Here is a 22,844-nt window from a genome sequence, read left to right as displayed (position 1 = left end):
GGGCTTATTATATGTCAGCCAATCCATCTTACTTAAATGAATTAAAACAAACTGGCGATTTTTTAACGCTTAGTCGTGACAACGAATGGCATTTAGATGCAGGTGAGTTTGTTTTAGATAATGGGACTCGTGTAAATATCCACGATACCGGAGTCATTGAGTTTCAACCTGCTGTTACAACGTCAAAGGATGTAGTTTATTCAAGCGCTGTACACGGTAACGAAACTGCGCCAATTGAAATTTGTGATGAGCTCATTAAACAAATTATAAAAGGCGAGCTGATACTTAAGCAGCGCGCTTTGTTTATTTACGGTAATCCACAATCAATTAATATTGGCCTGCGTTTTGTAGAAGAAAACTTAAATAGATTATTTAATGGTCACCATACAGTTGAAGGTGTACCAATGAATAATGAGCGAAACCGCGCTGCAAAGCTTGAGCAATACGTAAGCGATTTTTATGCCCGTGGCGAGCAAGGCAGTAGCCGATGTCATTACGATCTACATACTGCTATTCGTGGATCAAAGAATGAAAAGTTTGCCGTGTATCCATATTTACACGGAAAACCGTGGAAAAAATCACAGCTACAATTTTTGTTAAGCTGTGGTGTAAATACCGTATTAATGATGAAATCACCTGCAACAACATTTAGCTACTATTCGTCATTTGTACATGGTGCAGACTCGTTTACAGTAGAGCTTGGACAAGTTAAGCCATTTGGGCAAAACGATATGACACGTTTTGAAAAAACAAAGCAAACACTGACTGCATTAATTAGCCAAACTGACGTTGAATACCTTAAATTTAATGCAGAAGACTTTGAGTTGTTTTCAGTGCATAGAACAATTAACAGGACACAGGACAATTTTAGTTTTCCTTTTTCTGACGATGCCGAGAACTTTATTGGCTTTGCGAAAGGTGAACTACTTGCAACCGACGGTGATACAGCGATTTACGCTGACGTTGAAGGAGAGGCTATTATTTTTCCAAATGCGAGCGTAGCATTAGGGCAAAGAGCACTCCTTACTGTTATTCCAATGGATATTGATAGTAATTTCATCTAATTTGACTCATCAGACCACTAGCAACTTAAAGTTAACTATATGATTACTATTAATTAAAGTAGCAGTATCGTTAACTTGCCACTTATTTAGCCAGTATTTGCTTTTGTTTCGTCCCAGATTTGTTGAATAACACTTTACGTTAACGTAAAGTGTTGGCAGCTTTAATTAAAGATAGTGCAGATGTTGCAAAGTTTAACCAGCAACAATCACCCACAATAATAATTTAAAGGGGCACTGTTTTACCGACAACAAAAGAAGGTAGGTTATGAGTAATCCAAATAACGTATCGCTGAATATTAACCACGCGCTTGAATTTATTGATGGCCAAGCACTTAATATTCCAACCCTTAGTATTTTAACTGAGGACGGCGACATTCATCCTAGTGCAACCGCACCTGACATTTCAAAACATACCGCTATTAAGTTATATGAAACAATGCGTTTTATACGTTTGTTAGATGAACGTATGCAAGGCGCGCAGCGCCAAGGCCGTGTTAGTTTTTATATGCAATGCCTAGGCGAAGAAGCCGCAGTTACAGCCTCTGCTGCTGCACTTGATCAAGACGATATGATCATGGCGCAATATCGTGAACAAGCTGCATTGCATTACCGTGGTTTTACACTTGATCAATTTATGAACCAAATGTTTTCAAATGAATTGGATTTAGGCAAAGGTCGCCAAATGCCAATCCATTATGGCTCTAAAGCGCTAAACTACATGACGATTTCATCGCCATTGGGTACGCAAATACCACAAGCAACGGGTTATGCATATGGCCAAAAAATAAAGCACATCGACGCTAAAACAGGCGAGCTTGCCAGCACAATTGATAATGTGACTATTTGTTACTTTGGCGAAGGTGCTGCATCAGAAGGTGACTTTCATGCCGGTTTAAATATGGCCGCTGTTCACAGAGCGCCGGTTATATTTTTTGCACGTAATAACGGCTATGCAATATCAACCCCTGCTGATGAGCAGTTTAAAGGCGATGGTATCGCCTCGCGTGGTGTTGGTTATGGTATTAAAACAATTCGTGTTGATGGCACAGATGCACTTGCAGTGTATGCAGCGACCAAAAAAGCACGGGAAATAGCCTCAACACAAGGTGAACCTGTACTTATTGAATCAATTGCTTATCGATTAGGCGCGCACTCTACATCAGACGATCCAAGTGGTTATCGCTCTAAAGATGAAGAAGCGAATCATCAAACGTGTCCTATTGATAAATTTAGAAAATGGCTGGTCAAGCAAGACTGGTTAAACGAAGAAGACGACATAAAAGCAAAAGAGTCGATTCGTGAAGAAATTTTAGCAGCGCTAAAGCGTGCTGAAGTTGTTGCCAAGCCTGCTTTAGAAGAATTGGTCTCAGACGTTTACGATACACCTATTCCCTTATTGCAACGCCAGTACGAACAATTAAAAGAACATATAAAGCAGCATCCAGATGCTTACCCAGTAACCGCAGGGAGAATTAAGTAATGGCTAAAATGAACATGCTTCACGCAATTAACTCTGCCCTGGATATTACGATGAACGAACACCCTCAAGCCTGTATTTTTGGCGAAGATGTTGGTTACTTCGGTGGTGTATTTAGAGCAACATCAGGCTTGCAAGAAAAGTACGGTAAGCATCGTGTTTTTAATACGCCTCTAACCGAGCAAGGTATTTTAGGCTTTGCTAATGGTTTAGCGGCATTTGGTGCACCTGCATTGGCAGAAATTCAATTTGCTGATTATATTTTTCCAGCGTTCGATCAAATAGTAAATGAAGCTGCTAAATTTCGTTACCGTAGTGGTAATGAATTTAATGTGGGTAACTTAACTATTCGTACGCCTTATGGCGGTGGTATTGCAGGCGGCTTATATCACTCGCAATCACCCGAAGCTTATTTTGCGCATACACCGGGCTTAAAAGTGGTTGTACCGCGTAACCCTTATCAGGCTAAAGGTTTATTACGTGCTGCAATTAAAGATGATAACCCGGTCATATTTTTTGAGCCTAAGCGTTTATACCGTGCATCAACAGGCGAAGTGCCTGAAGAAGATTATAGTATTGAATTAGGCACGGCTGAAGTAGTACAAGAGGGTACCGATATTACGCTTTTAGCGTGGGGTGCTCAAATGGAGATTATTGAAGAGGCAGCACAGCAAGCAAGCGAGCAAGGTATAAGCTGTGAAGTAATAGATCTTCGTAGTATTTTACCATGGGATGTTGAAACGATTGCTAAATCGGTTATTAAAACCGGCCGTTTAATCGTGAGCCATGAAGCGCCCATAACTAATGGCTTTGGTGCCGAGATAGCAGCAACAATACAACAAGCGTGTTTCTTGCATTTAGAGTCGCCAATTTTACGTGTATGTGGCTTAGATACACCATACCCGTTGGCACTTGAAAAAGAATATGTACCGGACGCACTAAAAGTGTTGGCTGCAATTAAACAATCAATGGATTTTTAGGGGTTACCATGGCTAAAGATTTTATATTACCCGATATTGGTGAAGGCATTGTTGAATGCGAAGTTGTTGAGTGGCTAGTTCAAGAAGGCGATACCGTATCTGAGGATCAGCCAATTTGTGATGTGATGACAGACAAAGCATTAGTACAAATTCCGGCAGTGCATGATGGTGTTATTACAAAGCTATATTATCAAAAAGGTGAAATTGCTAAAGTACATGCCCCTTTATTTGCTATGGATGTAACTGGTGATAGTACGAGTAATGAAGTAGTAGAAGAGCTAGTACAAGCTGAAAATCAAACTTATAACAATGCATCTGATGTAGTTGAGGACTTTATACTACCAGATATTGGTGAAGGTATTGTCGAATGTGAGATTGTTGATTGGCTAGTCGCAGAAGGCGATGAAATAGAAGAAGACCAAGCGGTTTGTGACGTAATGACCGACAAAGCATTAGTACAAATTCCGGCAAAATATACAGGCACAGTGCAAAAGTTATATTACCAAAAAGGTGAAATAGCAAAAGTACATAGCCCGTTGTTTCAAATGACAATTGCAGGCAGTGCAGTAAAGCCAAGTGTTGATATAAACCAAGCGGTCGTAAAGGCTCAAACTAATGCTGTCGCTGAAAAAGTTGCCACTGTTAAAACAGAGCAAGCTGTAAAAGTTATCAATCAAAAAGCGGTGGCGTCGCCTGCGGTTCGCCGTAAAGCACGTGAACTTGATGTTGATTTAACGTGTGTACCAGGTAGTGGTAAAAATGGTCGAATTTACAAGCAAGATATTGAAGAGTTTGTAAAAGGCGAAGTGCCAAATACTATTGATACTTCACCGCTTAATAGCGATGCTTCTCAAAGTGCAGTGCAAAACCAAACGCAGAATCAAAGCGGTGGCGTACGAGTAGAGCAAATTAAAGGCATTAAAGCGGCCATGGCCAAGCAAATGGTGGCATCGGTTTCAATTATTCCGCACTTTACGTTTAGTGATGAAATCGACTTAACACAGCTAATCGCTTTGCGCAGCTCTTTAAAAGAGCAGTACAAAGCACAAGGCGTAAAGCTCACCATGATGCCATTTTTTGTAAAAGCACTCTCGCTAGCAATGAAAGAGTACCCTGTACTGAATTCAAAAGTGAATGATGATTGCTCAGAGCTTACCTATTATAACGATCACAATATTGGTATAGCGGTTGATTCAAAAATTGGCTTGTTAGTCCCTAATATCAAATCGTGTCAGAGTAAAAGCATTGTAGATGTGGCAAATGATTTAACTCGCTTAACTCATTCAGCGCGAGAAGGGCGTGTTGCACCGGATGATTTAAAAGGTGGGACGATTAGCATCTCTAATATTGGTGCAATTGGCGGCACTATCGCAACTCCTATCATTAATAAACCAGAAGTGGCTATTGTTGCGCTTGGTAAACTACAGCATCTACCACGTTTTAACGAAAGTGGGCAAGTTGTGAGTAAAGCTATTATGCAAGTGAGTTGGTCTGGCGATCATCGCGTTATTGATGGCGGGACTATTGCTCGTTTTAATAACCTATGGAAATCGTACTTAGAAAATCCATCGGTAATGATGATGGCTATGAGTTAATAACTCAATTGTTAGTGTGTAATAAAAAACCAGCTTTAAGCTGGTTTTTGTTTTAATATGAACTGTTTTTAATTAAGATACAATTGTTACTAAAAAGTAATTGAAATCAAGCCCATTAGGGAATATAAAAAATAACATTAAGGAATATTATTATGGAATATTATATGGATGCGTTGCGTAGCTACGCAGATTTTTCAGGTCGTAATCGCCGCAAAGCTTTTTGGATGTTTTATTTGATTAACTTTTTAATCGCTTTAGCATTATCAGTAGTTGATGAAGTACTTGGTATAGCTCTTATTGGCACTATTTATAGCCTTGCACTATTAATTCCTCAATTAAGCGCCGGTGCTCGTCGCCTTCATGATACTGGCCGCTCTGGTTGGTGGCAGCTACTTTGGTTAGTACCTATTATTGGTTGGATAGTTATAATCATCTTTTTAGCACAAGATTCTCACGAAGGTGAAAACGATTTTGGCCAAAACCCTAAAGAAGGTTTTGTAGCAGCAGAGTAAGTTACTATATTTTAGCAAAAAGCTCAGCAATTGCTGAGCTTTTTTGTGTTTATAATTTACAGTATATCTTTAGATATCAACTAAAAAATAGAGTCCATAGCCTACAAGTAAAGCAGGAATAGATGTATAAAGCGTAGCTATCACTGCAGCTCTAGGAGCCATTGCTATTGCTGGAAATAACGCATCACCATCGTTAGAAATCGCGTTTCCTGCTAAAGCACTAAAGGGAATAATGCCTTGAATATACAATGTAGTGACAATTATTTGCGGGCCACAGCCAGGTAAAAACCCAATAACAACTGCAATAAGCGGTGCTAAATAGGCGTAATGTACAAACCACGTTTTTAAGTTCAGTCCTGCAATATTGACTAAAATTTCAAATAACATAAAAGAGGCTACTACCCATGCAGTTACAAAGTGTGTGTCTTGTAATACTTTAATTATTTTAGAAGGAGGATTGCACGTAACATCTTCTGAGGTCACTTCTTGATAACTTTCACCCTTTGACGAAAATGCCCAAATACTGACAACAAAGAGTGCCATTGCGGCACCAAAAAACTGATCATAGTATCTATATTTGTGCCAAATTTTGTGAAGTCGACATTAAATGCAATTAAGAAAGCAATCATTAAGCTAGGTACAATTGTTATCATCCACACAGGTTTACTAATTTTAATAATATTAGTGGGTAAAATTTTAATTTGATGTTTTTGTTCTTGCGCTGTTGGGCGTAAAAAATCTTTACTGTGAATTGTATTAACAAGTAATCCACTTACTATACCGACGGTTAATCCTATCCCCATAATAATTAAACCTTCAGTAGGGCGTGTGGCAAGTAGCAAAAAAGCAGCATCGCCCATCGTTGCTGTTAGCACAGCAACAATAGAGCCAAAGCTCGCTTGACCTTTAGTAAACTGCGTAACAACTATAATAGCGCCACCACAGCCAGGTAATGCACCTAAAACAGCAGCAAAACTAATTTCTAAAATAGGCGACTTAGCACTTAAATAACTCAGCTCTAGTTGAGGTAAATGCTCTATAGCGTAGTAATAAATCAAAAGGGTAGCAGCAACAAACACACTCACTTGAAAAAAAGCATCGCTTAATGCAGTCACAGTAATTTCACGTAAGGTAGGTAATGCTAAGCAAACCAATATAAATAAAGGTAGCAATAAACGTTTGTTTTGGCCTATAAACTGTCTTGACGCGGGAGTTATTAAACCAAAGTGAGAGAGTAGAATCATACAATGCGACCTAATAAATTATCTAAGTCACACTGTATATTTTAATTAAACGATAATCAATATCATTTGCATTAATTAAATCGAATGCTTGTTTGAATTTCCGATTAAAATAAAACAATGTGCGTATCCATTTATGTGTCAATATCACCTACTTGTGGGTTATAACCACAATAGGCTACCTAACCTAAAAATAAAAAACACATTGCTGTAAATTTAACCTTTGATGGTAAACACGACTTATATTATTTACGTTGAAATTCTGAATTTGTATTCCACGTTGGCCATTGCTCTTGCTCAGAAATATCAAAACCTACCTTATAAAACAATTGTAAGTCTTGAACAGCACCCGATAAATCCCATTCATCTCTATAACGATCACATGGTTGATGGTAACAACCGCGAAGTACTAAGCTCATACGTTTACGGTAATTAGCCGTTTCTTCATCAGCAGCTACTGTGCCGCCACCGGCGTACATGGCTGGAATACCCATGTTAGCAAATGCAAAGTGATCAGAGCGGTAATAACCACCTGATGATGGTTTAGGATCGCCTGATATTGTTCTGCCTTGCTCTTTAGCTGCAGTTGCTAAAAACTCATCCATTTGTGATTTACCAATACCAACCACATTCATGTCTTTTACTTTGCCTAATAAATTTAAGCTATCCATGTTTATGTTAGCGACTGTTTTATTCGCTGCAATCACTGGGTTTGCTGCATAGTATTTAGAGCCAAGTAAGCCTTGCTCTTCAGCAGTTACCGCTAAAAATGTCATTGAACGGCTAGGGTGCTTAGGTAACTTAGTAAAGGCTTCAGCTACTTCAATTAGCCCAGCTGTACCCGTTGCGTTGTCATGAGCACCGTTATAAATTTGATCGCCTTTACGTGTTTTGTCTGTACCTAAGTGATCCCAGTGAGCTGAGTAAATAACATGCTCATCTGGTTGCTCGCTTCCTGGTAACGTGGCAATAAAGTTATACGACACTGATTTTTTAATCGTATTTTTAACATTAACAGAAGCAGTTAAATCGCCCATATCAACATGGTAAGCACCTTTAGCAGCATTTGTTTTAACGGTATCAAAATCTAAACCTGCTTTAGTGAAAAGCTCTTTTGCTACGTCAGTTGTAACCCAGCCTTCAACAGCTACACGATCCATATTGTTGTTTTCTTTTTGAAAACCAAACTGCTCACCACTCCAAGAGTTTTCAACTACTGACCATGGGTATGACGCAGGTGCTGTTTCGTGAATAATAATTGCGCCAGCTGCACCTTGTCGACTTGCTTCTTCATATTTGTATGTCCAACGACCGTAATAAGTCATTGCGTCGCCAGTAAATAAAGCAGGGTCTTTTGTTGCAAAGCCCGGATCGTTAACCAGCATTACAACCGTTTTGCCCTTAACGTCTAACCCTTCGTAGTCATTCCAATTGTACTCAGGTGCATTAACGCCGTAGCCCACAAATACGAGTTCAGAATTTTCTATGCCTTCTTGTGCGCTAATGCGGCTGCTACCCATAACCATGTCTTTTTTATATTGATAGTCTTTACCACCAATACTAAGGACCATATTCGAATCAGCTTCTAAAGAAACCAATGGCACTTCTTGTAAGTAACTGTCGCCATTACCGGGTTCTAAGCCTAAAGCTTTAAACTGCGCAGTTAAATAATCAAGCGTTAGCTTTTCGCCAGGTGATGAAGGAGCACGGCCACCAAACTCATCCGATGCGAGTACTTTTACATGTTTAGCCAATTCATCAGCTTGAATACTGTTATAACCATTTGTCACATCAGTAGGGGTAATACTTGTTGTTGCGCAACCTGCTAAAACAGCCGTAGCGAGGAGTGTGAGAGAGAAATAATGTTTCATGTCAGCTCTTTTTTTGTTTTAAGTTGTGATTAGTATATTAACTTCTATTAAGCAGAACCAGTTTTTGCGGTAAACTTCTCGTAAATTATAGGCATAAATTGTTAAAGGTTTAAATGAAGCGTTTTACTCCCCCGAGCAGTGGCAAATCAGTAGTTTAGAAACAGGTGCATTTGCGCATTTATGTGAGCTATTTAAAGTTAACGAACTAACAGATTGGCCGGCGCCGCAGTGGTTTTCTCCATTTTTAACCGCTATAAATGAGAATAATATTCCTATTACTTTTGAAGATGATGCAAAGGTAGAGTTTGGCGATCGCTATTACGAGCAAGTAATTTTTGAAACGGGTGTTGTACCTACACGCAGTGAAAATTGGCATGACTTATTTGGTGGGTTTGTATGGTGTTTATTTCCAAAAACAAAAGCGTTAATAAACCATCGACATGTGCAAGATATAGCTGAGCATGGACTGCAACAGCGTACCAAGCATCGTAATGCACTAACGCTTTTTGATGAATGTGGCGTTGTATTAGCTATAAGTGAGAGTAAATGGCAGCAGTGGCTTTGCGATCACCAATGGAAAACTGCATTCGTTGAACACAGACATGAGTGGGGTAAAACAATAAAACCTTTTATGTTTGGTCATGCTAATTATGAAATGCTAACAAAGCCTTATATAGGTTTAACGGGTAAAGCGTTATTTGTTTGTGTACCTAATGAAATATTTTGTAAAGATTTAGTAACTCAATACCAGTACCTTGACCAAGCCCTTTATGAGATGATTAATACAGATAACTGCTTAGCCGATAACAAAAAGCTTTCACCACTGCCTTTATTAGGTGTGCCTGGCTGGCATGACGAAAACAAAGACGACTCTTTTTACAACAATACAGATTATTTTAGATCGAAACGAAGGATGCGAACATGATAGAAGTTGCTGGGCTTAAAAAGAAATTTAAGCTAACTAAAGATCACAAAAAAATAAAATAGACGACATCGATCCTCGTGAAGATAAAGACTACTTTCACTCAGTACGAGACGTTAGTTTTAGTTGCGCTAAAGGTGAGGTACTTGGATTGCTCGGCCCAAATGGTGCGGGTAAAACGACGACACTTAGAATGATTTCAACCGCGTTAAAGCCCGATGAAGGCTCAATAACGATTGCCGGAAACGATATTGTAAAAAAACCGCTACTGGGCCGTAAGTCTATTGGATTTTTATCAGGCTCTACGGGGTTGTATGGCCGCTTAACTGTAAAAGAAAACATAGAGTATTTTGCAAAGCTTCATGGCATGAACAAAAGCGATATAGCATCGCGTTGTGATGAGCTATTTACATTGCTTGATATGCACAAATTTGTAGATAAACGGGCAGAAAACCTTTCAACAGGTATGAAGCAAAAAGCAAATATAGCGCGTGCAGTTGTTCATCGCCCAGCAGTTGTGGTACTTGATGAGCCAACAACGGGCCTTGATATAATGACAACACAAACCGTTATTAAATTTATCAAAGGTTTAAAAGCGCAAGGGACGCCTGTTATTTTCTCAACCCATCATCTAGATGAAGTTGCACTTTTATGTGACCGTGTCGCTGTAATTAACGAAGGTATTAGCTGTTTTGACGGGACAGTAGAAGAGTTTAAACAAGCAGGTAATAGTGATGAGCTTAACCAAGCGTTTATGAATATATTAACGGAGAAACATGATGTTTGAGGTATTTAAAAAGGAATTAAGAGAGTTATTACGCGATAAAAAAACGCTATTATTTGTAGTCGCGCTCCCTGTTGCTATATTTCCGTTATTGTTTGCCGTAATGGCATTTATAAGCTCGCAAGCTGCAATGGACGCTGAGCAAAAAGTAAACACTTACGCGATTATCAACGGTGACTACGCACAAGAGTTTACAGATAAAGTGTTTTATCACAAAAGTTTTGAGCTTTATAAAGGGGATAAAACCTTTAACAATATAGATGAGCTTAAAGCAGGTGTAATCGCTGGCGATATTGATATGGGTATTTATTTACCAAGTCATGCTGTGCAAACATTGGACGATGGAAAACAAAGCCAGTGGCAGGTTGTTTTTAACGATTCAAAATCTATCAACTTTTTATTCGAACGCGTTAAAGAACTCGCAAAAGAATACAGTGACGTGCTGCAAACTCAAAAGCTAATCAGTTTTGGTATTGAAGAGTCTGTTCAAAAATCTATTCTTAATCCGATTGAAGTCATAAAAGTGGATACAGCCGATAAACGTGAAAACCTTGGCGAAAAAATTGGCGGGTTTTTACCTTATTTACTTATTCCATTAGTATTGATGGGGGCAACTTATCCCGCTATTGATTTAGGCGCTGGCGAAAAAGAACGCGGCACGCTAGAAACACTCCTACTTACACCTATTACGCGTACAGAGCTGGTGCTTGGTAAATTTATAACCTTGTTAACTACATCCATTGCCTCCACAACCATAACGGTCTTAAGTATGGGCTGCTGGATAGCACTGGCGCTCGCATTTGCCGATCTTGATTTTATTAAAGCGGCATTTAGTACATTAGCAGTTACCGACTTACTGATGATATTTTTACTATTATTACCGGTTGCAGCTATATTTTCGGCCTTAGCTCTGGCTATATCTATCTATGCTCGCACGTTTAAAGAAGCGCAAAACTATATGGCACCACTTAGTATGGGCGTATTTTTCCCGATTATTATTTCAATAATGCCAAATATGGAACTCACTGCTAAAACAGCATTTATTCCAGTTACAAACGTGGCTTTAGCGATTAAAGAAATAGTAAAAGGGACTGTTGATTACACATTCATAGGCTTAATATTTTTAGCCACTGCAATCATTGCTGCAGGGCTACTGGCCTTTTGCGTTAAGTGGTTTAATCGCGAAGATGTACTTTTTAGATGATATAAAGTTATCCTGGCTTTGGTAATTTATTACCAAAGCCAGTAATCGTATATTTAAGTTTTATAGCAGCGTTTAGCTGCTATTTTTATATGTTGATTTTAATTATGGAAATCATCAATAATACCAATACCCTTAATTACGTGATCTATTTTTAAGTAAGAAAATTATGTTGATAACAAAGCAAAAACTTCTTTATTTAATTGTTATCACTAATTGCTCTACCTCCTGCATCCATGCAGTCGTATAACAGGAATTTTAACGCAGTTAAAGTCAGATTTAATCCCTGAAATTGATCAAGTATTATTGCGGATTGGTATAAAAAATCTTTTAAACAGCTGTTTACGAATGTTGCTCTCATGGTCATTAGTTCCCAATGTTCAGATCTGTTCAGAACGTATTAACGTACTCTATGCTTATAATTTCCTCAGTGTTTATTAATTTAGGTTAGGCGTGTTGAACTTTTGTGGGTGAAATTTCAAAAATAGACCTGTTCTTTAGTCAAAATACAGCCTAAATAATGTGGTGTTACTTATAAGGGATTATTTATAAATAGGCGATAGCGCAGCATAAATGCCAACATACGCTGCCAATTGCATTCTCCCTTATGGCTATTGATTCTTTGCCGCTTATATTGAAGTCGGTAAAGGGCGTTAGTAATCCGCAGACATCTTACTTATTCTTAATGTAAGTTAGTAAGGTAACGCAGGGGCAGCTAGCTAGCCCAAAGGTTATAAACCATGCGCCGCGATATAGGCCCTTGACGGAACAAATTTCAATCTTGAATGATAAACAGGGCGTAATGCTAAAAAACTATACGTAAATAGTTACCCGTTACTAATAAAATAATTGCACGGTAAATACATAAATGGATTTACGATGCCATCTCAGATTATCAATCTTTAAGTAACTAAAAGCTAAATATTGAAAATTACCCCTTATAGGCCTGTAAGTTCTGGTTGCTAGGATATTTAATTGTTTAATACTCTATACTGTTTAGTAGTTCAATTTAGTGGCGAAAGTAAATGTTAAAAAAGAATATTTTTTTAAGAAGCACAAAAAATAACAAGCTGATACTTTTGGTTGTAATAACATTTATAGTTATTTCATTACCCTCGCTTTATTTATTTGAGAAAAAAGTAAGAAGTGACGTTTATAATACGGCTCAAATTGAATTAAAAAGAGAATTAGAAACAAAAACGCTGTCTTTAAAAAAGCACTTTAAAGACAGCGTTACTGCTATCCGATTTCTAGATGCTACACCACCAATCCAAGGTATTTCTCGCGCCTCAGAACATAAATTGATAGATCCACTATTGGGTACGCCAATTGCGGTCTGGCAAGAGCGCTTAGCAAGTATATTTTCGGGTTTTATGCGCACAGACGAAAGCATATTACAGGCACGTTATATTACACTAGCAGACGGTGGCCGAGAAGTTGTTAGGGTCGATCGCACTGAGCTCGGCAGCCTAGTTAGGCTCGATGGAGAACAATTACAACAAAAAGGACAACGTGACTACGTAATTAAAGCCAGTATATTAGATGCAAATTCAGTTTACATTTCCCCTATAAATTACAATCGAGAAAATGGCGAAATACAGCAGCCTTACATTAGTACTTTTCGAGTTGCTAAACCTGTTTTCGACGAACATAAGCAAGTGTTTGCAGTACTAGTCACTAATTATTTTGCAGACGAATTATTTAAAAGCTTAATTGTAGAGTCTCCAAGGGGCATTGCTATTTACTTAATGAATAATGAAGGTGAATTTTTATACCATCCAGATACTGACTTACGATTTGGCTTTGAGTTTAACCAAAGTAGGACTTGGGATGATGAATTTAATGAAGCCGAAGAAATGTCTGTTGGCAATACACTGCCAATAAATAGTTACCCTCAACAATACTACTTAAAAAAACGGATTTATTTTGAAGGAGATATCGCGATGCTCCCTCTTGAATTAGCTGTTAGCTTAAATACTCATGATTTATTATTGAAAGTGAGTGAAAGGCGACAAAATTTCATTATTTTACTCGTAGTGTTTTTTAGCATATTTTTAATAATAACCTCTATATATCAAAGATTCATAAACCGTAAATTACTTATACATTCATTGAAAGAGCAAAATAACAAAGTAATAGAAAATTCTTTGGACGCTATTTTTACAATTGAAGAAACGGGACAAATTGTTCATTTTAATAACACGGCTAAAAATGTATTTGGCAGTGCTCTAGAGGACAAAGAAAACGATTTCATTTCACTATTCAACTTAAATAAAGCGGATATTAATTGTATTGAAGAAACTATAATTGATGGGGCAAAAATGCCCTTCGAAGCTATTTATACTGATGCATTTGGTAACAAGCAATTTTATTCGATAACACTCAGTAGTATTTTTGATGTGTATAACAACCGCTATCAAGTTGCTGCGATTTTAAGAAATATTACTTCACTGAAAAACATACAATCAGAACTTGAAGGTTTAAATAGTACTTTAGAGCTTAAAGTATCCCAAAGAACCATAGAACTAGAACGCGCTATAGATCAAGCCCTAGCAGCGAGCCAAGCAAAAAGTGACTTTGTTGCTAACATTTCTCATGAAATTCGTACCCCAATGAACGGCGTATTAGGCATGCTAGAAATGTTAAAAGAGGAGGGGCTATCTGAGCAACAGCATCATTATTTAAAATTAGCTAACAGCAGTGCACATTCATTAATGAACTTAATTAATGACATCTTAGACTTCTCTAAAATTGAAGCCGGAAAACTCGATATTGATAATCATACTTTTGATGTTGTCACCGTATGCAGTGATATGATTACTTCTTTAGCATTGCAAGGACAACGAAAAGGACTTGAAGTTTTTTTAGATACAAAAGACGTTATCGACCGGATGGTGATTGGTGACAGTCACCGCTTAAAACAAATTTTGATAAACTTAGTTAATAATGCCTTTAAGTTTACCCACAAAGGTGAGGTTAGCTTAACAATTGGCTCTAAGTACATCACCAATTCTAAACTGTTAATGAGTTTTACGATCAAAGATACCGGGATTGGTATTGCTCCTGAAAATTTAGATAGATTATTCGAGGTGTTTACACAAGAGGATTCAAGTACGACTCGTCACTTTGGTGGAACAGGTTTAGGTTTATCTATTTGCAAAAAGTTAGCCCAGTTGATGGGAGGCAATATTACGGTTACTAGTAAAAAAGGGATTGGCAGTGTTTTTATTGCTACGGTAGAGTTGCATGTTGCACAGCAGAAAAAGTTAAATACCAGCATTGAATTAGCGACATCAATTAACGTGGCAACATTAATTGCGCGTGATAACGTATTTAACAACGTCACAAATTTACTAATACATGCGTGTAAAATAGATAAGGATAAAATTGTCCGCTTAGATTATTTTAGTGGACATAGTGCATTTGATGCCGACTTATTAATTATAGATGATGAGCATCCACAAATTGACGCCCTCATTAGTTTTTGTAATCAATATGATAAGAAATATGTGCTGATTTTACGTGATATGGTAGTAAACAAGCAGTCTACGATAGTGGCCGAATATAGCCATATTTTAAATAAACCACTTACCCAAGATCAGTTTAGCTACAAGTTAGCGAGTTTATTCGGCGCAAATAATGAACTTGTGGTTGCAGCAGCTAACCATTTAATTGAAGAACCTATAGAGCCAGACTTATCGAATTTTAACGTATTATTAGTTGATGATAATATGATCAACGTTGAAGTTGCTAAAGCTATTTTAAAACATACGAAAGTAAAAATAACCACGGCATCAGATGGCTTAGAGGCATTAGAGGTATTAAAACTACATGAGGGTCAAACCTTCGATATTATTTTAATGGATTGTCAAATGCCAAATCTCAACGGTTACGATACTACTAGCGCAATAAGAAGTGGTAAAGCGGGAAGTGAATATTCGTATGTGCCAATTATTGCTATGACAGCAAGTGCGATGGAAGGTGACAGAGAGCGCTGTTTAGCTGCAGGGATGAACGATTATATTACTAAGCCAATAAAGCCACAAACGCTAAAGAGTAAGCTATTGACTTGGTTAAACTGAATCACATCCATTGTGTAAGTGTTCAGCTGCTATGCAGCTGATTTTTTTGGTTTAGCTTCTACTGAGCTGACTATCGGTGCAGCTAGTTTTGTAATATCAGCACTGTCGAGCACGGTTTGCGTATCTGACCAATGTAATAACTCAATTTTTCCATCTTTTTGCTCTACAAGTGCCGTGCAGCTCTCAATCCAATCCCCATCGTTGCAATACATAATCCCATCATCCACTTTTATTTTAGGGTGATGAATATGCCCACAAATAATACCATCTACTTTTTGTTTTTTAGCTTCGCGGATAGCGGCATCCTCAAAGGCTTCAATAGCTTCACGGGCTTTGTGTACTCGCGCTTTGATCCACGCGGCAAGTGAGTAGTAATTCCCACCAAATACTTTACGTATACGATTTATCCAACGATTTAAAAATAATAAAAAGTCGTATCCGGCATCACCAGCTATGCTAATGAGTTTGTTATAGCGAGTTGCGATATCAAATTCATCACCATGAACTAGCAAGAATCGCTTATTAGCTTTAGTGGTGTGAATAAACTGCTGATGGACCTCAACACCGAATAAAGTTTGATCAACGTAGTTACGAAACGTCTCATCGTGATTACCGGGAATATAAATGACGCGTGTCCCATTAGCTGCTTTTTGTTGTATAGAATTTAATACTTGATAATGTGAAGAGTGCCAATAAAACTGACGTTTCATTGACCATAAATCGATAATATCACCGACTAAATAAAGTGTGTCGGATTCTACCGAGTTTAAAAAATCGAGTAAGTAATCGGCTTTACAGTCTTTATAACCTAAATGAACATCAGATATCCAAATAGCAGGGTAGTGTTGTTTATTACTCTTTGCAGCGTTACTCATTTTCATTCCCTAAAGTATCGAGTGTAATAGTTAAATAACTTGAACTCTGGTTAAGATATTTACTAAGGTATTGAATCATGGTGATATTTAAATTTATTTTCTCTAGCCAGAGATTTTCAGTGAAAAAAGGTGAATTTACGCGTCAATAGCGAGCCTATTGCAAGTAAATTCAACGCAGTTAGCGCTGGAAATAGCTGCTCGAGATAGATTTATTATCCAGAGTTCAGGTTAAATACTTTAGGGAATGAAAATGACAATTATACGATAGTAATACTAAAGCTAAATGACACACACAAAATTTAGGTATAAAAAAACCGCTTTTAAAAAGCGGTTTTAAAATTACTTATAAGTATTTTTAGCTTACCCTTTAACGGCTGCTTTAATTGCATCAATTGCTGTGTCGATATCAATCATTAGCTTTTCACCGGTGCGGCGGTTTTTAAGCTCAACTTTGTTTTCGTCAAGGTTGCGCTCACCAATTACTAGCGTAAATGGCACACCAATGAGTTCCATATCGTTAAACATAACACCAGGGCGCTCTTTACGGTCATCAAATAACACATCAAGACCTGCATCTTTTAAACCTTGGTAAAGGTCATTTGCAATATCAGGAATACGATGCGATTTGTGCATGTTCATTGGCACAATTGCTAAATCGAATGGCGCGATTGATTTTGGCCAAATGATCCCGTATTGATCGTTGTTTTGCTCTATAGCAGCAGCAACAATACGTGAAACACCAATACCGTAACAACCCATGGTCATTGTTTGGTTTTTACCGTCTTCGTTTAATACGCCCGCTTTCATTGCTTGTGAGTATTTAGTGCCAAGCTGGAAAATATGCCCAACTTCAATACCACGTTTAATTTGTAAAACGCCTTGGCCACATGGGCTCATATCGCCTTCAACAATATTACGGATATCAGCAACTTCATAATTAGTTACATCACGATCCCAGTTAATGCCGCTGTAATGCTCGTCATCTTTATTAGCACCGGCAACAAAATCAGCAAGTACGTTAGCCGTTCTATCAACAATAATTGGCATCGACAGGCCAACCGGGCCAAGTGAACCAGGTCTTGCACCAATAGCAGCAACAATATCTGCCTCTGTTGCCATTTCTAGCGGAGAGTCTACTAACGGGTGCTTTTCAGCTTTTAGTTCATTTAATTCGTGATCGCCACGCAGTACTAAGGCTACAAGACCACGTACTTCGTTTTCATCAGGCGTACCATAAACAATTAACGTTTTAACACCGCGATGTGGCTTAACGCCGTAGTGTTTTTTAAGCTCGCTAATAGTTTTAGCGTCAGGGGTTGGAAACGCTTTAAGCTCTTTTGATGCTTCAGGGCGTGGATCGTTTGGTGCAAGCGCCTCTGCTTTTTCAATATTAGCGGCGTAGTCACTGCCATCACTAAATGCAATGGCATCTTCACCTGATTCAGCAAGTACATGAAACTCATGCGATACGCTTCCGCCGATAGAGCCTGTATCTGCGATAACAGGACGGTAATCAAGGCCTAAGCGCTCAAAAATATTACAATATGCCTTGTGCATCGCTTGATATGTTGCATCTAAACATTCTTCACTTAGGTGAAAAGAGTAGGCATCCTTCATTGTAAATTCACGAGCACGCATCACACCAAAGCGAGGACGGCGTTCGTCGCGTACTTTAGTTTGTACTTGGTATAAAGTAACTGGTAACTGTTTATAGCTATTAATTTCTTTACGAACGAAATCAGTAATCACTTCCTCGTGCGTTGGTCCAAGTGCAAATGTACGATTATGACGATCAGTAAAGCGCATTAGCTCAGGACCAAACTCATTCCAACGACCAGACTCTTCCCACAAATCAGCCGGTTGAATAACTGGCATTAGCATTTCAATGGCGCCAGCTTTGTCCATCTCTTCGCGTACAATGTTTTCTACTTTACGTAGTACACGTAAACCAGAGGGTAACCAAGTGTATAAACCCGAAGCGACGCGACGGATCATACCGGCTCTAAGCATTAACTGATGCGATACGATTTCAGCATCTGATGGCGTTTCTTTAAGTGTTGCGAGTATATATTGGCTTGTACGCATGTTTTTTCCGAAATAGAGTAATTATGTTCTTTTAATAGAGCTTAAGTTTAACAGCGGATGCTTTTACACTAAAGCGCTAAGTGAGTTATTTAGTTTTTTTCTATGCTTGTTACTAGGTTATGCTCGCCATTGACTTGCCAGCGAATATTATAATTGTACAAAGTCATACCGTAGCTTTGCTCGCCATCTTTTTGTTTTTTATAGGCAGGGCGGGGATCTTGTTTTAAAACATTAGCTATAAAATCATGTAAATCTGGGTACTGTGTTTGCGCATTAACAAACTCAATTGCCTGAGGGCTAAATTCGACCGTCATTTGTGTTTCTGGGCGTGTATCTGCAAAGCCAGCACTGGCGTCAAACATAGCATCTGAATAAGGTAAGTACGGTTTAATATCGATAATGGGTGTGCCATCAAGTAAATCAATGCCAGCGAGTAATAAACTAAGTTGTCCGTTTTTATACTCAATACCTTCGAGCTTTACTGCGCTCATACCAATCGCGTTTGGTCTAAATGTAGCGCGTGTAGCAAATACACCTTTTCGCTCATTCCCACCTAAACGAGGTGGGCGAACCATGGCAGAATAACCTTTATCGGCCGTTTCATGAAAACGAAATAATAACCAAATATGAGTAAATTCATCTAAACCACGTACAAACTCTTCGCGATTAAAATCAGGTGCAAAAATAAGTTTTGCCTTGGCTTGTGGCACTAAACGAGGCTGCCTAGGTATAGCAAACTTTTGTTTATAAGGAGATTCAATGTGGCCAATAGCCGAAATGGTATAATCGCTCATAGTACTCGGATACAAATAAAATAGAGCGCTATTCTACCTTTATTTAGCGACTATGGCATTAATGTGAATAAGTTTATTATTTATAGACTGCTTGGTTTATATGATGAAAATTAGCAGGCCTAAAACAAAAAAGGGTAAGCTCTTAAGCTTACCCTTTTAATACATGTTAAAGACTCATTAAAACATGTATTGAACTGATACAGACGCTACATCCATGTCTGGATCAATATCATCGTCAAGTTTGTAACGTTCATACTCTAAACGAAATTGAACATTTGTTGTAAGCGCATATTCAATACCTGCACCGTAAAACGCATCTCCACCATCAGTAGAAGTTGATATACTTCCTACTGGTAGGTCTTGTGTGTAGTCTGCGTCCCATTCAAGCCAACCACCTTTTGCGTATACAGTGAAGCTTTCAGATAGAGGAAGCCCTAGGCGTGCGGCAAGTGATACGCCATCAATCTCAGCTTTACTGTCTATGTCACTAACTTCATCAAAGTTTTGGTAAGCAAGCTCTAAGCTTAAGTACTCGTTAAATTGAGTACCAACATACCCTTTGAGCATTTGTGCATCGTCGTCAAAGTCAGTGTCGTTATCACTGTCTTCAAATTCAAAAGAATATTGACCGTAACCGATACCAGTATAAATACGTGGAGAATCAAAATCAGAAATATCAGCGTGTGCTGCTGTGTTAAAACCCAGTGTTGCTAATGCAAGTGCAGAAAGAGAAAGTGTTTTAATCATTGTGAATAGCTCCTTTACAAATTAAAAATTAATGTTCGATTAAGTCAATCAAACTTCAATTTAATAAGTGCAGTGAACATGCCAATTTTAAAAACAAGTAAAAACCCCTCATAATACCTACTTTAGTACTGGTTATCGCAAGGGGTTGTTTGGTTTTTAAGCAATGCGAGCTTTTGTAGTGATTTGTTTTCTAAGCAGTTTTGTACGTTTTACAAAACAACATGAGTTTTTTACACAGCTACATTTTGAATTTACAGAACAGCTAAAAGTTATACATTGTGTAACAAGTTTTCAGTTTCAATTGCTATTTCTTTCATTTTAATAGCGTAGTTTTCTAATTTTAAATCTTCGTCTGTCACAGCTTTAAATTCAGGCACTTCTACTGGATAACCCGTTTCATCCATTGCGACAAAACTTATAACACAGTGATTTGTTTCAACCATATTTTGTGTCTTTGGATCGCCACAACGTACTTGAATAAATATCTGCATACTTGTTTTACCGGTATGCGCTATTTTAGCTTCTACTTCGACAATTTGCCCTACTAATATTGGACGTCTAAATTTAACCCCAGCAACTGACACAGTCACACAATAATGACCACTCCAGCCAGCTGCACATGCATAACCAGCTTGGTCAATCCACTTCATGACGACTCCACCATGAACTTTACCACCAAAATTTACATCGGTAGGCTCTGCTAAAAAACGAAAAACAACTTTTGACGACGGCATAGATATTACTCATTTATTAATACTGCATATGAGCATAGCGCAAAAAAGGGGCCGAAGCCCCTGCAATTTAGGATATGTTTATAATTTATATGTAAAAAACGTAGTTATATAACTATACGACGCATAATTTAGTTACATATTAGGGTAATTTGGTCCACCAGCGCCTTCAGGTGTTACCCACGTAATGTTTTGGCTGGGGTCTTTAATATCGCAAGTTTTACAGTGCACACAGTTTTGGGCATTAATAACAAACACTTTATTGCCTGCTATTTCTTGTACTTCGTAAACGCCAGCAGGACAATAACGTTGTGCGGGTTCATCAAATTTAACTAGGTTTACGTTAATAGGAATTGACGCATCTTTAAGCTTTAAATGACACGGCTGTGATTCTTCGTGGTTAGTATTTGATAAAAACACACTTGAGAGTTTATCAAAGCTAAGTTGTCCATCTGGTTTTGGATACGCAATTTTGTCAGCAGCTTTTGCATCAACAAGGGTAGAGTGATCGGGCGTATTATCTTTAAATGTAAACGGTAAACCGCCATTAAAAATATTTTGATCAAGCGTGTTATACGCACCACCTATAAACTTACCAAGTTTGTGCATTGCAGGGCCAAAGTTACGAGATTGATATAGCTCTTTATATGCCCACGATTGCTCAAACGCTGTCTGGTATTTAGTTAAATCGGTATTTGCTAACTCATTTTGCAGCGCTTCGAAAATAACCTCAGCGGCAATCATTCCCGATTTCATTGCTGTGTGATTACCTTTAATTTTTGCAAAATTAAGTGTGCCTGCATCGCACCCTACAAGTAAACCACCAGCAAAATGCATTTTTGGTAATGAATGCAAGCCACCTTTAGCAATAGCACGCGCACCGTAAGCAATACGTTCAGCGCCTTCAAGTACGTTTTTAAAAACTGGATGGTGTTTCATTCGCTGAAACTCATCAAACGGACTCAAATGTGGGTTTGAGTAATTTAAATCAACAATTAAACCAACAACAACTTGATTGTTTTCACTGTGATACATAAATGCACCACCATTAGTATCGCCGCTAAGTGGCCAACCTGTACCATGAACTACCTTGCCAAGCTCATGTTTACTTTCATCTATTTGCCAGATTTCTTTAAAGCCTAAACCGTAATGCTGCGGCGATGAATCCGCATCAAGTGCAAACTCATTGATTAGTTGTTTACCTAAATTACCTCGGCAACCTTCGGCAAAAATAGTGTATTTTGCACGAAGCTCCATGCCTGGCATGTAACCGTCTTTTTCATTCCCTTCTTTGTCGACACCCATATCGCCAGTAATAATCCCTTTTACTGCTTTATCTTCAATTATTAAAGAGTGTGCGCTAAATCCTGGAAAAATCTCGACGCCTAAGTTTTCAGCTTGCTCTGCAAGCCATCGACACACGTTACCCATAGATACAATGTAGTTACCATCATTATGAAATGTTTTTGGTGTAGCAAAGTGGGGGATTGATGTCGCTTTTTGCTCGTTGTTAAACCAATAAATTTCATCGTTAGTTACTTTGGTTGTAACCGGTGCGCCAAGCTCTTGCCAATTAGGTAGTAGTTCATCCAAAGCTTTGGTTTCAAAAATAGCCCCAGAGAGTACATGTGCACCTACTTCCGAACCTTTTTCGACTATGCAAATCATGCACTCTTGTTGTTTTTCTTGTGCTAATTGCGCGAGTTTAATTGCACTTGAAAGCCCAGCAGGGCCTGCACCAACAATTACTACATCAAATTCCATGGTTTCACGTTCGACCATAATAACCTCTTTATCTATGACGGACTTATTTGAATGTTTACTACGCATTTAAATAAGGTGTACAGCCTATTTTTAACCTTGCAAATTAAACGTTACAGACT

14 protein-coding genes and 3 pseudogenes are annotated in these 22,844 nt (G+C 38.2%); 9 read left to right on the top strand and 8 right to left on the bottom strand.

Annotated elements, in window-relative coordinates; translation table 11 throughout:
• The first annotated feature begins 11 nt into the window (after nucleotides 1-11).
• The 5 genes from astE to P4S65_RS13895 all read left to right on the top strand — a co-directional run bounded on the left by astE (nucleotide 12) and on the right by P4S65_RS13895 (nucleotide 5,628).
• Entirely contained in the window at nucleotides 12-1,064 is a 1,053-nt protein-coding gene (astE, locus tag P4S65_RS13915; RefSeq protein WP_337120405.1) for a succinylglutamate desuccinylase, read from the top strand.
• A 265-nt stretch (nucleotides 1,065-1,329) separates the two neighbouring features.
• A complete protein-coding gene (locus P4S65_RS13910) occupies nucleotides 1,330-2,544 on the top strand; it encodes a thiamine pyrophosphate-dependent dehydrogenase E1 component subunit alpha (protein WP_096793177.1) in 1,215 nt (404 codons plus the stop codon).
• Nucleotides 2,544-3,521 (top strand): alpha-ketoacid dehydrogenase subunit beta, encoded by a 978-nt coding sequence (locus P4S65_RS13905; RefSeq protein WP_096793176.1) that lies wholly within the window; start codon nucleotides 2,544-2,546, stop codon nucleotides 3,519-3,521. The genes P4S65_RS13910 and P4S65_RS13905 overlap by 1 nt, the downstream gene beginning before the upstream one ends.
• Nucleotides 3,522-3,529: 8 nt before the next feature.
• Nucleotides 3,530-5,116: a dihydrolipoyllysine-residue acetyltransferase gene (locus P4S65_RS13900; RefSeq protein ID WP_337120404.1), complete on the top strand. Its 1,587-nt coding sequence runs from the start codon at nucleotides 3,530-3,532 to the stop codon at nucleotides 5,114-5,116.
• A 152-nt stretch (nucleotides 5,117-5,268) separates the two neighbouring features.
• Complete coding sequence (locus P4S65_RS13895) at nucleotides 5,269-5,628, top strand: DUF805 domain-containing protein (RefSeq protein ID WP_033014910.1); 360 nt, start codon at nucleotides 5,269-5,271, stop codon at nucleotides 5,626-5,628.
• Between the two features lie 69 nt (nucleotides 5,629-5,697).
• Here the strand turns inward: P4S65_RS13895 and P4S65_RS13890 are convergent.
• A pseudogene (locus P4S65_RS13890) lies at nucleotides 5,698-6,872 on the bottom strand (putative manganese transporter).
• A 242-nt stretch (nucleotides 6,873-7,114) separates the two neighbouring features.
• Entirely contained in the window at nucleotides 7,115-8,740 is a 1,626-nt protein-coding gene (locus P4S65_RS13885; RefSeq protein WP_033028365.1) for a M28 family metallopeptidase, read from the bottom strand.
• A 113-nt stretch (nucleotides 8,741-8,853) separates the two neighbouring features.
• Between P4S65_RS13885 and P4S65_RS13880 the strand changes: the two are divergent.
• From P4S65_RS13880 to P4S65_RS13865, 4 genes and pseudogenes are all read left to right on the top strand, one after another.
• A pseudogene (locus tag P4S65_RS13880) lies at nucleotides 8,854-9,665 on the top strand (DUF3025 domain-containing protein).
• A pseudogene (locus P4S65_RS13875) lies at nucleotides 9,662-10,449 on the top strand (ABC transporter ATP-binding protein). The pseudogenes P4S65_RS13880 and P4S65_RS13875 overlap by 4 nt, the downstream one beginning before the upstream one ends.
• On the top strand, nucleotides 10,442-11,650 hold the full coding sequence (locus P4S65_RS13870) for an ABC transporter permease (protein WP_096793171.1): 1,209 nt from the start codon (nucleotides 10,442-10,444) through the stop codon (nucleotides 11,648-11,650). Before P4S65_RS13875 ends, P4S65_RS13870 begins: the two are co-directional and overlap by 8 nt.
• 1,076 nt (nucleotides 11,651-12,726) lie before the next feature.
• Nucleotides 12,727-15,729 (top strand): ATP-binding protein, encoded by a 3,003-nt coding sequence (locus P4S65_RS13865; protein ID WP_337120403.1) that lies wholly within the window; start codon nucleotides 12,727-12,729, stop codon nucleotides 15,727-15,729.
• 29 nt (nucleotides 15,730-15,758) lie between these two features.
• Here P4S65_RS13865 and P4S65_RS13860 read toward each other — a convergent pair whose 3' ends face one another.
• The 6 genes from P4S65_RS13860 to P4S65_RS13835 all read right to left on the bottom strand — a co-directional run bounded on the left by P4S65_RS13860 (nucleotide 15,759) and on the right by P4S65_RS13835 (nucleotide 22,743).
• Entirely contained in the window at nucleotides 15,759-16,604 is an 846-nt protein-coding gene (locus P4S65_RS13860; RefSeq protein WP_337120402.1) for a UDP-2,3-diacylglucosamine diphosphatase, read from the bottom strand.
• Nucleotides 16,605-16,964: 360 nt separating this feature from the next.
• Nucleotides 16,965-18,689 (bottom strand): proline--tRNA ligase, encoded by a 1,725-nt coding sequence (locus tag P4S65_RS13855; protein ID WP_337120401.1) that lies wholly within the window; start codon nucleotides 18,687-18,689, stop codon nucleotides 16,965-16,967.
• Nucleotides 18,690-18,778: 89 nt separating this feature from the next.
• Nucleotides 18,779-19,483, bottom strand: a complete 705-nt coding sequence (tsaA, locus tag P4S65_RS13850) for a tRNA (N6-threonylcarbamoyladenosine(37)-N6)-methyltransferase TrmO (RefSeq protein ID WP_033031846.1) — start codon at nucleotides 19,481-19,483, stop codon at nucleotides 18,779-18,781.
• Between the two features lie 177 nt (nucleotides 19,484-19,660).
• Entirely contained in the window at nucleotides 19,661-20,230 is a 570-nt protein-coding gene (locus tag P4S65_RS13845) for an outer membrane beta-barrel protein (protein WP_008133741.1), read from the bottom strand.
• 269 nt (nucleotides 20,231-20,499) lie between these two features.
• Entirely contained in the window at nucleotides 20,500-20,964 is a 465-nt protein-coding gene (locus P4S65_RS13840; RefSeq protein WP_007375777.1) for an acyl-CoA thioesterase, read from the bottom strand.
• A 132-nt stretch (nucleotides 20,965-21,096) separates the two neighbouring features.
• Entirely contained in the window at nucleotides 21,097-22,743 is a 1,647-nt protein-coding gene (locus P4S65_RS13835) for an electron transfer flavoprotein-ubiquinone oxidoreductase (RefSeq protein ID WP_337120400.1), read from the bottom strand.
• Nucleotides 22,744-22,844 lie beyond the last annotated feature (101 nt).

Source organism: Pseudoalteromonas sp. B131b (assembly GCF_037162545.1).
GTDB lineage: Bacteria > Pseudomonadota > Gammaproteobacteria > Enterobacterales > Alteromonadaceae > Pseudoalteromonas > Pseudoalteromonas fuliginea.
This window is presented reverse-complemented; position numbering and strand designations above follow the sequence as displayed.